This window comes from Streptomyces sp. NBC_00178, assembly GCF_036206005.1.
Lineage (GTDB): Bacteria > Actinomycetota > Actinomycetes > Streptomycetales > Streptomycetaceae > Streptomyces.
Genome location: NZ_CP108143.1, coordinates 5,063,594 through 5,078,476, shown reverse-complemented (window position 1 = coordinate 5,078,476; position 14,883 = coordinate 5,063,594). Strand labels below are relative to the sequence as shown.

The following is a 14,883-nucleotide window of genomic DNA, read 5'->3' as shown; positions in this document are numbered from 1 at the left end:
GGCCGTGCCGCGTCCTCACCGTTGATCTGTCACCATTCCCCGGGGGACCGCTCGCCCGCGAGCGGTCCTCGTACGCAGTCTGCGACCAGGGTTGGGGTCTCCCCCTGCTCAGTGGGGCATCCCCTGCTCGAACGAAGTTGAGAGCTCGGGGAAGACGTTGAGAGCTCGGGGAAGGATGGGACCGCGCAGTGCGGGGCTACGAAAGCCAGCAGAGCCACCGAGCTGACGACGACCATCTCTCGCGGTTCGAAGCCGAGATGGACCGGCTGAAGACCGACCGGGAGAAGGCCGTCCAGCACGCCGAGGACCTCGGCTACCAGGTCGAGGTCTTGCGCGCCAAGCTGCACGAGGCTCGGCGCAATCTCGCGACCCGTCCCGCACACGACGGCGCGGACATCGGCTACCAGGCCGAACAGATGCTCCGCAACGCCCAGATCCAGGCCGATCAGCTGCGCACCGACGCCGAGCGCGAGCTGCGCGAGGCCAGGGCCCAGACGCAGCGGATCCTCCAGGAGCACGCGGAGCACCAGGCGCGCCTGCAGGCTGAGTTGCACGCCGAGGCGGTGCAGCGGCGCCAGCGGCTCGACCAGGAGCTCGCGGAGCGCCGGCAGACCGTCGAGTCCCACGTCAACGAGAACGTCGCCTGGGCCGAGCAGTTGAGGGCCAGGACCGAGTCGCAGGCCCGCCGTCTCCTGGACGAGTCGCGCACCGAGGCCGAGCAGTCCGTGGCGGCCGCCCGCGCGGAGGCGGCCCGGCTGGCCGACGAGACCCGCCGGCGGGTCAACTCCGAAGCGGAGGCGGCCCGTGCCGAGGCCGAGGGGACGCTGCTGCGGGCCCGCAGGGACGCCGAGCGCCTGCTCGACGCCGCGTCCACGCAGGCGCAGGAGGCCACCAGTCACGCCGAGCAGCTGCGCTCGACGGCGACGGCGGAGACGGACCGGACGCGGCAGCAGACGGCCGAGCTCAACCGCACCGCCGAGCAGCGCATGCAGGAGGCGGAGACCCGGCTGCGCGAGGCCGGGCTGGAGGCCGAGAAGGTCCTCGCCGAGGCCAAGGAGGCCGCGGTCAAGCGGCTGGCCGGCGCCGAGTCGCAGAACGAGCAGCGCACCCGTACGGCCAAGTCCGAGATCGCGCGGCTGGTCGGCGAGGCCACCAAGCAGGCCGAGACGCTCAAGGAGGAGGCCGAGCAGGCCCTCACCGACGCCCGGGCGGAGGCCGAGCGGGTCGTCGCGGAGGCCGCCGAGAAGGCCCGCACCCTGGCCGCCGAGGACGCCGCGGCCCAGCTCGCGAAGGCGGCCCGCAGCGCCGAGGAGGTCCTGACCAAGGCGTCCGAGGACGCCCGGTCGACCACCAGGGCCGCCGGCGAGGAGGCGGACCGCATCCGCCGCGAGGCGGAGGCGGAGGCGGACCGGCTGCGCGGCGAGGCCGCCGAGCAGGCCGACCAGCTCAAGGGCGCCGCCAAGGACGACACCAAGGAGTACCGGGCCAAGACGGTCGAGCTTCAGGAGGAGGCGCGCCGGCTGCGCGGCGAGGCCGAGCAGCTGCGTTCCGAGGCCGTCGCCGAGGGCGAGCGCATCCGCGGCGAGGCTCGGCGGGAGGCCGTCCAGCAGCTCGAGGAGGGCGCCAGGACCGCCGAGGAGCTGCTCACCAAGGCGAAGGCCGACGCCGAGGAGCGGCGCACCTCCGCGGGCACCGAGGCCGAGCGGGTCAGGACCGAGGCGGCCGAGCGGGCGGCCACGCTGCGCAAGCAGGCGGAGGAGGCCCTCGAGCGGGCCCGCGCCGACGCCGAGAAGCTGCGCGCCGAGGCGGAGGAGCAGGCCACCGCGCTGACCGCCGCGGCGGAGACGGCGGCCGAGGCCCTGCGCGAGGAGACCGAGCGCGGCGTCGAGGCCCGCCGGGCCGAGGCCGCCGACGAGCTGGCCCGGCTGCACACCGAGGCCGAGTCCCGGGTCACCGCCGCCGAGGAAGCCCTCGGCGAGGCGCGTACGGAGGCGGAGCGCATCCGCCGCGAGACGAGCGAGGAGTCCGAGCGGCTGCGCTCGGAGGCCGCCGAGCGGGTGCGCACGCTCCAGGAGCAGGCGGCGACGGAGGCCGAGCGGCTGCGCAACGAGGCCGCCGCCGACGCCGCGCGGTCCCGTGCCGAGGGCGAGTCCGTGGCCGTACGGCTGCGTGGCGAGGCCGCGGCGGAGGCCGAGCGGCTGAAGACCGAGGCCCAGGAGACCGCCGACCGGGTGCGCTCCGAGGCGGCAGCCGCCGCCGAGCGGGTCGGGGCCGAGGCCGCCGAGGCGCTGGCCGCCGCCCAGGAGGAGGCCAACCGGCGCCATCGCGAGGCCGAGGAGACGCTGGGTTCCGCACGCGCCGAGGCGGAGCAGGAGCGCGAGCGCGCCCGCGAGCAGAGCGAGGAACTCCTCGCCTCCGCGCGCAAGCGGGTCGAGGAGGCCCAGGCGGAGGCGCAGCGGCTGGTCGAGGAGGCCGAGAGCCGCGCTTCGGAGCTCGTCTCGGCCGCCGAGCAGACCGCGCAGCAGGTGCGGGACTCCGTCTCCGGGCTGCAGGAGCAGGCCGAGGAGGAGATCACCGGGCTCCGCTCGGCCGCCGAGCACTCGGCGGAGCGGACGAGGAACGAGGCCCAGGAGGAGGCGGACCGGCTCAGGGCCGACGCCTACGCCGAGCGCGAGCGGGCCACCGAGGACGCCAACCGGGTGCGCCAGGTCGCGCACGAGGAGTCGGAGGCCGCGAAGTCCCTGGCCGAGCGGACCGTCTCCGAGGCGATCACCGAGTCGGAGAAGCTCCGCTCGGACACCTCGGAGTACAGCCAGCGGGTCCGCACCGAGGCGTCGGACGCCCTCGCCTCGGCGGAGCAGGACGCCTCGCGCGCCCGCGCCGAGGCCCGTGAGGACGCGAACCGGATCCGGTCGGAGGCGGCGGCGCAGGCCGACCGGCTCGTGGCGGAGGCCACGAGCGAGAGCGAGCGGGTCCGCACCGAGGCCACCGAGGAGGCGGCTCGGTTCGTCGGCGAGGCGACGGACGAGGCGGAGCGGCTGCGGGCGGAGGCGGCGGAGACCGTCGGATCGGCCCAGGAGCACGCCGCCCGGACGCGGGAGGAGTCGGAGCGGCTGCGCGCCGAGACCGAGACCGCGGCCGAGCAGGTGCGCGCGGACGCCCGCGAGGAGGCGGACCGGCTGCTCGACGAGGCGCGCGAGGCCGCGGCGAAGCGGCGCACGGACGCCGCCGAGCAGGCCGACCAGCTGATGGAGAAGGCGCAGGAGGAGGCGCTGCGGTCCGCGACCGAGGCCGAGGAGCAGGCCGACAGGATGGTCGGGGCGGCCCGCGACGAGGCGGTCCGGATCACCTCGGCCGCGACGGTCGAGGGCAACACCCTGGTCGAGCGGGCTCGCACGGACGCGGACGAGCTGCTCGTCGGCGCACGCCGTGACGCCACCGCGACCCGGGAGCGCGCGGAGGAGCTCAGGGCCCGGATCGAGAGCGAGATCGAGGAACTCCACGAGCGTGCCAGGCGCGAGACGTCGGAACAGATGAAGACGGCCGGCGAGCGTGTCGACAAGCTGATGAAGGCCGCGACCGAGCAGCGCGAGGAGGCCGAGGCGAAGGCCAAGGAGCTGCTCAACGACGCGAATTCGGAGGCGAGCAAGGTCCGTATCGCCGCCGTGAAGCGCGCCGAGTCGTTGCTGAAGGAGGCCGAGACCAAGAAGGCCGAGCTGACCCGCGCGGCGGAGAAGCTGCACGCCGACGCGGAGGCCGAGGCGCAGCAGCTGGTCGACGACGGCCGGCGGGAGCTGGACCTGCTGGTCCGCAGACGGGAGGACATCAATACGGAGATCTCCCGTGTCCAGGACGTGCTGGAGGCGTTGGAGTCTTTCGAGGCTCCGGGTGGGACGGGCAAGGCCGCGGGGGGTGGCGCCGGGGGCGTCAAGACCGGTGCCTCGGCGGGCAACCGGTCGGGCGGCAAGTCGTCGGACGGCTAACCCCGTACGACTTTGCCATGAACATTCAATCCTTCGAGTGGCAAGCACTCCGGAGGTCAGCCACTCAAAAGGGGTGTCATTCTCCATACCAAAGCGGCATCTTCACGTTGACACGCCGCCCAGGCCCCTAGGATTCCCTCTAACACCTCACCGGTCTCATTCGACAGGAACCCCATGAGCGACCCTTCCTCCCCCTTCGGCTTCGAGCTCGTGCGACGTGGATACGACCGCGGTCAGGTGGACGACCGCATTACCAAACTCGTCGCCGACCGTGACAGCGCCCTCGCCCGAATCACCTCGCTGGAAAAGCGCATCGAGGAGCTCCACCTCGAGACGCAGAACGCCCAGGCCCAGGTCAACGACGCGGAACCGTCGTACGCCGGCCTCGGTGCCCGTGTCGAGAAGATCCTCCGCCTCGCCGAGGAGGAGGCGAAGGACCTGCGTGAGGAGGCCCGCCGCGCGGCCGAGCAGCACCGCGAGCTCGCCGAGTCGGCCGCCCAGCAGGTGCGCAACGACGCGGAGACCTTCGCCGCCGAGCGCAAGTCCAAGGCCGAGGACGAGGGCGTCCGCATCGTCGAGAAGGCCAAGGGCGAGGCGGGCACGCTGCGCACCGAGGCGCAGAAGGACGCGCAGCAGAAGCGCGAGGAGGCGGACGCCCTCTTCGAGGAGACCCGCGCCAAGGCCGCCCAGGCCGCCGCCGACTTCGAGACGAACCTCGCCAAGCGGCGTGAGCAGTCCGAGCGCGACCTCGCGTCCCGTCAGGCGAAGGCCGAGAAGCGTCTCGCCGAGATCGAGCACCGCGCCGAGCAGCTCCGCCTGGAGGCCGAGAAGCTCCGCACGGACGCCGAGCGCCGGGCCCGTCAGACGGTGGAGACCGCGCAGCGCCAGGCCGAGGACATCGTGGCCGACGCCAACGCCAAGGCCGACCGGATCCGCAGCGAGTCGGAGCGCGAGCTCGCGGCGCTCACCAACCGCCGCGACTCGATCAACGCCCAGCTGACCAACGTCCGCGAGATGCTGGCGACGCTGACGGGTGCCGCGGTCGCCGCCGCCGGCTCCCCGGCCGAGGACGAGCCCGCCACCCGCGGGGTCCCGGCCCAGCAGAGCCGCTGACGCCTCACGCGCCTCAGCTGTACCTCTTGCGCGCCCGGTTCCGCCTTTGTGGTGGCGCCGGGCGCGCGGCCGTTCTAGCGTGAGCGCATGATCGAGCTGGACGGCCTCACCAAACGCTTCGGCAGCAAGGTTGCCGTCGACCATCTGTCATGCCGGGTCAGGCCGGGCATGGTGACGGGCTTCCTCGGCCCCAACGGCGCCGGCAAGTCGACGACGATGCGGATGATGCTCGACCTCGACAACCCGACCAGCGGCACGGTGCGCATCGACGGCAGGCACTACCGCGAGCTGCAGGAGCCGCTCAAGCACATCGGCGCGCTGCTGGACGCCAAGTCGATGCACGGCGGGCGCAGCGCGTACAACAACCTCCTGTGTCTCGCCCAGAGCAACCGCATCCCCGAGAGCCGGGTCGCCCACGTGCTCGACACCGTCGGTCTGAGCGCGGTGGCGAAGAAGAAGTCCAAGGGCTTCTCGCTCGGCATGGGACAACGGCTGGGAATCGCCGCGGCGCTGCTCGGTGATCCGGAGATCCTGATGTTCGACGAACCCGTCAACGGTCTGGACCCGGAGGGAATCCACTGGATCAGGAATCTGATGAAGACCCTCGCGGCGGAAGGCCGCACGATCTTCGTCTCCTCGCACCTGATGAGTGAAATGGCCCTCACCGCCGACCATTTGATCGTCATCGGCCAGGGCAGGCTGCTCGCCGACACCTCGATGGCCGATTTCATCCGCGACAACTCCCGCAGTTACGTACGGATGCGCTCCCCGGAGCGGGAACGGCTGCTCGACGTGCTGCACACGGAGGGCGTCCTCGTGGTCGAGTCGGGCAGCGGCACGCTGGAGATCGACGGCGAGCCCTCGGAGCGGCTCGGTGAACTCGCGGCGCGGCACGGGATCGTGCTGCACGAGCTGAGTTCCCAGCAGGCTTCACTGGAGGAGGCCTTCATGCAGATGACCGCGGGCTCCGTGGAGTACCACGCGCACTCCGACCGGGACGGCGTACCTCCGGTGCCCGCACCGGCGGGTCCGGACTGGGGCGAGCAGTGGAACCGGCAGGCCGGCGACGGCACGAAGGGCGCGTGACGGCGATGGCATCGGTACCCGCGGTCCTGAACTCCGAATGGACCAAGATCCGCACGGTCTCCTCGACCACCTGGACGCTGGTCTCCGCGTTCGCCGTCACGGTCGCGATCGGGGCCGCCCTCAGCGCCGTGCTGAACAGTCAGTTCGACGATCTCTCCGACGCGGAGCGCGCGACCTTCGACCCGACCTTCGTGGGCTTCTCCGGCCTGATCCTGGGGCAGCTGGCGATGGTCGTCTTCGGCGTCCTGGTGGTCGGCACGGAGTACAGCTCCGGCATGATCCGCACGTCGCTCGCGGCGGTCCCCCAGCGGGGCTCGTTCCTCTTCAGCAAGATCGCGGTGGCGGGGGTCCTCGCCACCCTGGTCGGCCTCGCCACGAGTTTCGTGACCTTCTTCTTCAGCCAGGCCCTGCTCGGCGACCACAGCACCGACATCGGCGCGCCGAACGTCCTGCGCGCCGTCTTCGGCGGCGGTCTGTACATGGGGCTGATCGCGGTCTTCTCCATGGGCGTGGCCACGATGCTGCGCAGTTCCATCCTGTCCCTCGGCATCCTGATGCCGTTCTTCTTCCTCGTCTCGCAGATCCTCTCGGCGGTCCCCGGGGCCAAGAACGTGGCCCGCTACTTCCCCGACCAGGCCGGTTCCGAGATCACCCAGGTCGTCCCCGACGCCATGAACAGCGACCCCGCACCGTACGGACCGTGGGGCGGGCTCGGCATCATGGTGCTGTGGGTGATCGCGGCGCTGGCGGGCGGCTTCCTCGTCCTGAGGAAGCGGGACGCCTGAGCGGAGGCGGGCCCCCTGCCGGACGGGGGCTCCGCCCGGCGGCGCGCGTCCGGCGATCGGACGCGGTGCGCCGACGCCCCGCACGACGGCTTGGCCGGAACCATGGGGCGCTGGTTATCCTCCTAAGTCTTACGGGGGCGTGCGGCCGGCCGGCCTGGGCCCCGACGACGGATGAGTCGATGGGGCTGGAGAATGATCGAGGCAGTCGGCCTGACGAAGCGCTACGGCGCCAAGACGGCCGTGCACAACCTTTCCTTCCAGGTACGCCCGGGTGCCGTGACGGGATTCCTCGGTCCCAACGGGTCGGGCAAATCCACCACCATGCGCATGATGCTCGGCCTCGACCGGCCGACGTCCGGGCACGTGACGATCGGCGGACACGCCTTCCGCAGCCTGCCCAACGCGCCGCGCCAGGTCGGGGCACTGCTCGACGCCAAGGCCGTCCACGGCGGACGCAGCGCCCGCAACCACCTGCTGAGCCTGGCCCAGCTGGCCGGCATCCCCGCGGCCCGGGTGGACGAGGTCCTGGGCGTCGTCGGGCTCCAGGAGGTGGCCGGCAAGCGCTCCAAAGGCTTCTCCCTGGGCATGGGGCAGCGGCTCGGGATCGCGGCTGCGCTGCTCGGGGACCCCCAGGTGCTCCTCTTCGACGAGCCGGTGAACGGACTCGACCCCGAGGGCATCCTGTGGGTGCGCAACCTCATGAAGCGGCTCGCCTCCGAAGGACGCACCGTCTTCGTCTCCAGCCACCTGATGAGCGAGATGGCGCTCACCGCCGATCACCTGATCGTGATCGGGCGCGGGCAGCTGCTCTCCGACATGAGCGTCACGGCCTTCATCTCGGCCAATTCCGCGGACTTCGCCCGGGTGCGGGTCGCGTCGGACGGGCCCGAGGTCCGTGAGAAGCTGACGGCTTCGCTCACGGAGGCCGGTGGCCGGGTCATGACGGAGCCGGACGGCGCCCTGCGCGTGATGGGGCTGCCGCTCCCCCGGATCAGCGACCTGGCCCACGAGTCGGACGTACGCCTGTGGGAGCTCTCGCCGCACCAGGCGTCGCTCGAGGAGGCGTACATGCGGATGACGCAGGGCGCCGTCGACTTCCGTTCGACCGCGGACGCCAGGGCGGGACTCCAGCCTCCGCAGCCCGTCCCCGGATACGGGCCCACGGGACCCGGTGGGTACGCGCAGCCGGGGTACACCCCCCAGTCGCCGCCCGAGGTGCCCGGCCAGGGCTGGTACGCCCCGCCCCCGCCGGGACAGAACCCCTACGCCACACCCGCGGCCGCGCCGGCGCCCGCTGCCATCGCCGAACCGACCGAGCGCACGACCAGCGAGGAATCCCGATGACGACGCCGGCGACTCCGCCGCCCCCGCAGGCACACCCCCACCAGGACCCGCAGCAGGGCTGGGGCAGCCCGTCCGGGACGTACGCCTCGCCGATCCCGGTGCGCACCCCGGGCCTCGGCGACGCGATCGCGTCCGAGTGGACGAAGATCCGCTCGGTGCGCTCCACGATGTGGACGCTCGGCGTGATGATCGTGCTGCTGGTCGGCATCGGACTGCTCACCGCGTTCGCCGTGAGCGTGTCGGACGCGGAGATGGAGGGGACACCGGTCCTCAGCCTCGGCTTCTTCGGCGTGCTGCTGGGCTCGATCTGCGTGATCACACTCGGCGTACTCACCATCGCGTCCGAGTACGGCACGGGAATGATCCGCACGACCCTGACCGCCTGCCCGAGCAGGGCGCGGCTGCTGACCGCGAAGTCGGTCGTCTTCTTCCTGCTCGCCTTCACGATCACCACGGTGACGACGGGGATCGTCGGGTTGCTGCAGACGGCCATGCTGGGCGGGGTCACCGCCGACGCCGGCTCCTGGACGCGCGCCACCCTGGGGATCGGCCTCTACGTCGCGACGCTCGGGCTGCTCGCCCTCGCGGTCGGCGCGCTCATCAGGCACTCTGCGGGCGCGATCACGGTGATGATCGGGGTGGTGCTGCTCCCGCTCGTGCTGGCGATGTTCATGTTCGCGGACTCCCTGGCGCGCGTGCAGCAGGCCCTCTTCGAGTACTCCGTCCCCAGCCAGCTCGGCGCGATGTACGACGCCTCGGTGGCCACGTCGGGACCGACCGGCTGGCAGCCGCTGTGGATCATCATCGGCGTGACCGCCGTGGTCATGGCGGGCGCGTACGCCTCGCTGGACCGGCGGGACGTCTGACTCAGTAGCGCGGGGCGTTCCTGGACCGCTGCACCCTCGTGGTGCGGCGGTCCTTCGCGTTCCAGCAGGCCTTGTGCCAGTGCCTGCGGTCGTCGATGCCGCCGAACTCGGGCCAGGCAACCATGTGCGGCACCCCGGACGGGATCTCCTGGTCGCACCCCGGGCAGCGGTAGCGCTTGCCCGCCGCGCTCGCGCCGCTCACGGGGCGCACCGACCACTCCTCGCCCTGCCAGCTCTCGGTCGCACCGCCGCTGCCGTACCGCTCCCCGGGCTCGCGTGCGTTTCCATCGGGACTCTCGCCGCCTCGGGGGCGGTTGCGGCGCGGGGACACGGAACACCTCACGTGGCGGTACGGGCAGATTGTTCCGTCCAGCCTAGAGCCATCGGCGACGGACCGGGTGCGATGAGGCGCCTGAGTGCCCGCGGGGCGAGTGGGTAACCGGAAAATCGCAACAACTTCTCCGCGGACCGTGCCTTTGGCACGTGTCAGACGTTGTTGCCAGTGGGGGACAGCCGCGTCGGCCGTAAGGAGGCAAGAGGCGATGCGCGTAGGAACGTTCGTACTGGCAGCACAGTTTCCGGGTCAGGGACAGGGCGAGGCCCTGCACCGGGCAGTCCGGTCCGCGGAGGTCGCGGAGGAGTCCGGGCTCGATTCCGTCTGGCTGGCAGAACATCATTTCGTGCCGTACGGGGTGTGCCCGTCCGCCACGACACTGGCCGCCCTGCTGCTCGGCCGCACCCGCAGGATCCGCGTGGGCACAGCCGTGAGCGTGCTGCCCAACCAGCACCCGGTGATGCTCGGCGAGCAGGCGGCGCTGCTGCACCTGACCAGCGGCGGCCGCTTCACCCTCGGGGTGGGGCGCGGCGGTCCGTGGGTCGACCTGGAGGTGTTCGGAGGCGGCCTCGACGCGTACGAGCGCGGCTTCCCCGAGGCACTGGGGCTGCTGCTCGACTGGCTGGACAAGCCGCGCGTCGCGGGTGGCGGCGAGCGCTTCGGCTTCCGCGAGGTGGCCGTGGTCCCCCGCGCCGACGAGCTCCTGGGGGACGGTCCGCCGGGCCCCGAGGTGATCGTCGCGTGCACCTCGCCGAAAAGCGTGAAACTCGCCGCTGGAAAGGGTTTGCCGATGCTCCTCGGGATGCATTGCGGCGACGAGGAGAAGGCGGACATGGTCGCGCTGTGGCGGACGGCCGCCCGGGACGCGGGGCAGCCGCCGGAGGTCGTGGAGCGGGTGGAACACGTGTCCGCAGGGGTGGCCCAGATCGCCGACCGTACGACCGACGCGGTGGAGACGCTCGTGAAGGCGATGCCGGGGTGGCTGCGCCAGGGGCTCGACGCCCATGTGACGGTCGACGGCCGGCACCGGGTGATGCGCGACCCCGTGGCGTACACGGAGTTCCTGTGCGGGCTGCACCCGGTGGGACCGCCCGGGTTCGCCGCCGACCGCCTCGCGGCCACGACGGAGCGCACGGGCATCACCCGCTTCGCCCTCATGGTGGAGGGATCGGGCGACCTCGCGGCGACGGAGACCAATGTGCAGCGGCTGGGCACGGAGGTGCTGCCGCTGCTGAAGTGACGGGTTCACGCTGGTTGTCCTGGTGGTGCGGTGGTACGGAAGCTGCCGCTCCGGAGCCAGTTGCACCTCCCGCGGCCCGAAGCGGCAGCGGAAGCGTCAGCAGTCCCGCAGCTCGGGCGACTGGTTGAGCAGCTGGCCCCTCACCGAGGTGAAGCGGGCCAGACGCTCGTCGACCGAGGCGTCCAGCGGGAATACGGCTATGCGGTGGCAGTTCTGGAATGCCAGACGCACTCCGAAGTGCCGCTGCAGTGCGCCGCGTATCGCATCACTCGCGAGCGCACGCAGCAGCTGACCACGTGCCTGCTCGTCCGGCGGGGGCGTCTGGTTGTCGGCGAACTCTCCGCCGTCGACCTTCAGCTGTGCCACCAGGGAGCTGATCATCTCCCATGCGTAAGGCAGGGAGGTCCGGACGCAGTCGACGAAGTCGGCTTCGTCGACCTCGCCTCGCTCGGCCTGTTCCAACAGCGCCGGTGAGACGTCGAGCGACATGGGTTCTCCTCTCGCGACCCCGGCGGGTGGCCGGGGCCATACGGGCAGGGCAGGGCGGCGACGCTGCGTACACAGGCGGCGACCTCCTGCTTCCACGGTAAGGGCGCAGTCCGGGCCGCACCAGGAGATTGGGAACACAACCGGCCAATAACGAACGGTCGCAAAGAGGGGCAAGCCCGATCGGCGTCCGTCGGGGGTGCCGGGGCGGGGGCCGGGAATCGCGTGGACCCCGCGTCGTCGAGTAGCGTTGCCGACCATGCGTCTCGTCATCGCCCGTTGCTCCGTCGACTACGCGGGCCGGCTCACCGCCCACCTGCCCTCCGCCCCCCGTCTGATCCTGGTGAAGGCGGACGGCAGCGTCTCGATCCACGCCGACGACCGGGCGTACAAACCGCTCAACTGGATGTCGCCGCCCTGCACACTGAAGGAGGGCGCCGACGACAGCGAGGGCGTCTGGACCGTGGTGAACAAGGCGGGCGAAAAACTGATCATCACTATGGAGGAAATCCTCCATGACTCGTCCCATGAGCTGGGCGTCGATCCAGGTCTCATCAAGGACGGTGTGGAGGCGCACCTCCAGGAGCTGCTCGCCGACCGCATCGAGACGATCGGCGAGGGGTACACCCTGATCCGCCGTGAGTACCCGACGGCCATCGGGCCGGTCGACATCCTGTGCCGGGACGCGGACGGTGCGACGGTGGCCGTGGAGCTGAAGCGGCGGGGTGACATCGACGGCGTGGAGCAGCTGACCCGCTATCTGGAGCTGCTCAACCGCGATCCCCATCTGGCCCCGGTGCGCGGCGTGTTCGCCGCCCAGGAGATCAAGCCGCAGGCGCGGGTGCTGGCGACCGACCGCGGTATCGGGTGCCTGGTCCTGGACTACGACGCGATGCGCGGCATCGAGGACGACAAGCTGCGGCTGTTCTGACCCCGGGCGCCCGCTCCCCCGTCCTCGCGCCGCCTCTCACACCGCAGGGGGCCCGGAACTCCGGGCCGACACCTCTCACGCCGTACGGGCCCGGACTCCGGGCCCGTACGGCGTGCTCCGTTCTCAAGCCGTCGTCGGCGAACCGGTCGTCTCCTGCGTGGTCGACGCGGTGACCGTCTCGGCCGGGCCGCTCGCGGAGTCGGACATGGTCGGGTCCGTGGTCGTCTCCGACTCCGACGGGGTGGGCGTCGGCGTCCCGGTCTCGGTGGGGGTCTCCGTCGGGGTCCCGGTCTGGCCGGGCGTCGTGGCCGGCGGCTTCGTGGGCTTCTTCGTCGGCGTCGGGGTGCCGTGCGTGGGCCGTCCGGTCGGGCTGCCGCTCGACGGGGTGCCGGAGCTCGCACCGGGGCTCGAGGCGCCCGGCGACGGGGTGGCGCTCGCCGACGGGCCGGCCGTGCCGGACGGGCCCGGTGAGGCGGGGCCGTCGCCGGGCGTGCCGTCCTCGGGCGCCGGGTCGGCGGCGGGCTCGTCCGCGGGGAGACCGTTCTCGCCGTCGTCCTCGTCCGCCGACTGCTCGGTCGTGACGTTCCGCCCCTCCGGGTCCTCGCTGCCCGAGGTCGCGCCCAGGGTCACGACGGTGCCGAGCACCGCCGCGAGCAGCGCGCCCGCGCCGACCGCGACGAGGTTGCGCCGCGCACCGCGGAGCACGCCCAGGCGGGCGCCGCCCTTCGCGGGGCGCCGGGGCTCCTGATGCGTGATCAGCATCGCCGAGGTGTCCGTGACGCGGGGGAAGAGCGGCTTGGCCGCGGGGATGCCGCCGGGCGGCGACGTCCGCTCGTCGCGCGCTACGGCCAACTCGTCGCCCGGCAGGGTGCGTTCGGCGGGGAGCGGATCTCCGGCCCGGTCGGCGACGAGGGCGAGTGCGCGCCGCCCCGCCACCGCACCGGACTTGTCGGCGAGCGCTCCTCGCATCCCGATGGACGCCTCCAACTCGGCACGGGCGCGGTCGAGGTGCCCTGTGCAAAGCGCGAGGACTCCCAACTCGTGGTGGAAGTAAGCCTCTTCGGCCACCTCGCCGGCGATCCGGGCGGCCTCCTGGCCTGACCTGAGCGCCTTCTCCCAGGAGCCCCACTGCATACCGGCGGCGAAGGCCGGCGCGGCGCTGCGGGCCAGCAGGACGGCCGCGCTGGCCTGTCCCGCCTGGTCGCCCAGGACGAGGCGGGACAGCGAGGCGAGGAGGGCGTCGGCCTCGGCGGCGGCCCGTTCGGGGGTGACGGAGGGGTGACCGGACCACCAGGTGTAGTGCTGGGCGGCGCTGCGGGCGTGGGCGTCGGCGGTCTCGCCGTATCCGCTCGCCTCCAGCTGGGCCGTCACCCCGGCGGCCAGGCGGTAGCGGGGGCCTGCCGGGGAGAGCAGCCCGCAGCGGTGCAGTTCGCCCAGAGCGGCATCGGCGTGGGTGTCGCCCACGAGGGCGGGCAGGTGCGCCTGGTGCGGCACCTCACCGCCCAGGGCGACGGCGAAGCGCAGGGTCTCGCGGGCGGCCTCGCTCAGCCGGGAGGCGAGCAGCGCCGCGGGCGCCGCTCCCTCGCCGAGGCTGGGCAGGGGCGCGTCGGCCGACGGGGCCGTGCCGAAGGCCGGCGGGTCGGCCGGATCGTCGTCGTAGGTGTCGGAGGCGTCATGCCCGGCCCGCAGGTCGTCGCGCTGGCGCAGGAGGGCGCCGGCCTGGACGAATCGCAGGGGCAGCCCTTCGGACTCGAACCAGAGGTCGCCCGCCCAGTTCGCCTCCACCTCGGTGAGTTCGCGCTCCACGACGCGCTGGAGGAGTTCGATCGACGCGCTGCGGCCGAGGCCGTCGAGGACGACCTCTTCGAGGTTCGAGTCGGGGGTGGGCGCGGGCACGTCGGGGGACGCGCCGAGGAGGAACGCGCATTCGGGCGTCGCGTCGAGCAGTTCCTGCAGGGGGGCGCCGCCGATCTCGAGGTCGTCGACGACGACGACGGCCCCGATGCCCTGGACGAGCGCGAGGAGCCCTTCCCGGTCGGGCCGGTGCAGGGGGGCCCGGTAGACGGCCTCGAAGAGCGCGTGGAGCAGGTCCGTCGAGGTCCGCTTCCAGCCGGAGAGCCTGACGACCCCGTCGGGGGCCAGATCCGCGCAGTCGGCCGCGACGGCGTCGAGGAGGGCCGTGCGCCCGGACCCTGCCGGTCCGGTGAGGCGCACGGAGCGTCCGCGCCCGAGGTGGCGTACGAGGCGCTCACGGTCCTCCTGACGCTCCAGGAGGGGCAACTGGGGCCCGGGCGGCCCCGCGGGGACGGGCGGCGCCGCAGCGCGCTCCCGCTCCGCGCGCTGTTCGGCGGTGTGCCGCTCGGGGGCCTCGGGCCGCTGTCCCGGCCGGCACGCCTCAATCTCGCTGCCGTCGACCGGGTTGACGGTGAGCAGGAGGTCGCCCGATATCAACTGCACCGCGCGGGACTGCTGCGGCGTCTGGTGCCCGAAGTCGGGCGTCAGCGGATCGCGGGACTGGCGTCGCGGCGTCGCGTCGTCACCGGACCGGTCATGGCCGTACTCTTCCGGTCCACGGTTCGTCGGGTCCATCGTCAAAGCCCCCCAAAGGCGCAGCGCGCGGTGACCCCCTCCGGCCTCGCACGCCTGCTTCGGCTCGTTCCGGTCCGGTGTCCGCCTGTGGGTCCTCGTCGATCGGCGGACGGCCGAACCCTAAAC

Annotated in this window: 11 protein-coding genes; 8 read left to right on the top strand and 3 right to left on the bottom strand. The window is 72.6% G+C overall.

Translation table 11 applies throughout. The annotated features are described in order from the left end of the window. The first annotated feature begins 188 nt into the window (after nt 1–188). From scy to OHT61_RS22405, 6 genes are all read left to right on the top strand, one after another. Complete coding sequence (gene scy / locus OHT61_RS22430; RefSeq protein WP_329040665.1) at nt 189–3,983, top strand: polarized growth protein Scy; 3,795 nt, start codon at nt 189–191, stop codon at nt 3,981–3,983. Nucleotides 3,984–4,157: 174 nt separating this feature from the next. Then, nucleotides 4,158–5,096 (top strand): cellulose-binding protein, encoded by a 939-nt coding sequence (locus OHT61_RS22425; RefSeq protein WP_329040664.1) that lies wholly within the window; start codon nt 4,158–4,160, stop codon nt 5,094–5,096. An 87-nt stretch (nt 5,097–5,183) separates the two neighbouring features. Continuing rightward, nucleotides 5,184–6,182, top strand: a complete 999-nt coding sequence (locus OHT61_RS22420) for an ATP-binding cassette domain-containing protein (protein ID WP_329040663.1) — start codon at nt 5,184–5,186, stop codon at nt 6,180–6,182. 5 nt (nt 6,183–6,187) lie between these two features. After that, nucleotides 6,188–6,967, top strand: a complete 780-nt coding sequence (locus OHT61_RS22415) for an ABC transporter permease (RefSeq protein WP_329040662.1) — start codon at nt 6,188–6,190, stop codon at nt 6,965–6,967. Nucleotides 6,968–7,159: 192 nt separating this feature from the next. Next, on the top strand, nt 7,160–8,311 hold the full coding sequence (locus tag OHT61_RS22410) for an ABC transporter ATP-binding protein (RefSeq protein WP_329040661.1): 1,152 nt from the start codon (nt 7,160–7,162) through the stop codon (nt 8,309–8,311). Next, nucleotides 8,308–9,177, top strand: coding sequence for an ABC transporter permease subunit (locus OHT61_RS22405; protein ID WP_329040660.1), 870 nt, complete (start codon nt 8,308–8,310; stop codon nt 9,175–9,177). The genes OHT61_RS22410 and OHT61_RS22405 overlap by 4 nt, the downstream gene beginning before the upstream one ends. Nucleotide 9,178: 1 nt before the next feature. Here OHT61_RS22405 and OHT61_RS22400 read toward each other — a convergent pair whose 3' ends face one another. After that, complete coding sequence (locus OHT61_RS22400; protein ID WP_329040659.1) at nt 9,179–9,508, bottom strand: ATP/GTP-binding protein; 330 nt, start codon at nt 9,506–9,508, stop codon at nt 9,179–9,181. A 211-nt stretch (nt 9,509–9,719) separates the two neighbouring features. Here OHT61_RS22400 and OHT61_RS22395 point away from each other — a divergent pair, with 211 nt between their 5' ends. Next, the gene (locus OHT61_RS22395; RefSeq protein ID WP_329040657.1) at nt 9,720–10,751 is read left to right on the top strand and encodes an LLM class flavin-dependent oxidoreductase; all 1,032 of its coding nucleotides are present in this window, start codon (nt 9,720–9,722) and stop codon (nt 10,749–10,751) included. Between the two features lie 96 nt (nt 10,752–10,847). On the opposite strand, the gene OHT61_RS22390 is transcribed toward OHT61_RS22395, so the two are convergent. Next, on the bottom strand, nt 10,848–11,240 hold the full coding sequence (locus tag OHT61_RS22390) for an SCO5389 family protein (RefSeq protein ID WP_103515362.1): 393 nt from the start codon (nt 11,238–11,240) through the stop codon (nt 10,848–10,850). Between the two features lie 256 nt (nt 11,241–11,496). Between OHT61_RS22390 and nucS the strand changes: the two genes are divergently transcribed. Further along, complete coding sequence (gene nucS, locus OHT61_RS22385) at nt 11,497–12,168, top strand: endonuclease NucS (protein WP_104789156.1); 672 nt, start codon at nt 11,497–11,499, stop codon at nt 12,166–12,168. Between the two features lie 123 nt (nt 12,169–12,291). On the opposite strand, the gene OHT61_RS22380 is transcribed toward nucS, so the two are convergent. Then, nucleotides 12,292–14,757, bottom strand: a complete 2,466-nt coding sequence (locus OHT61_RS22380) for an ATP-binding protein (protein ID WP_329040655.1) — start codon at nt 14,755–14,757, stop codon at nt 12,292–12,294. Nucleotides 14,758–14,883 lie beyond the last annotated feature (126 nt).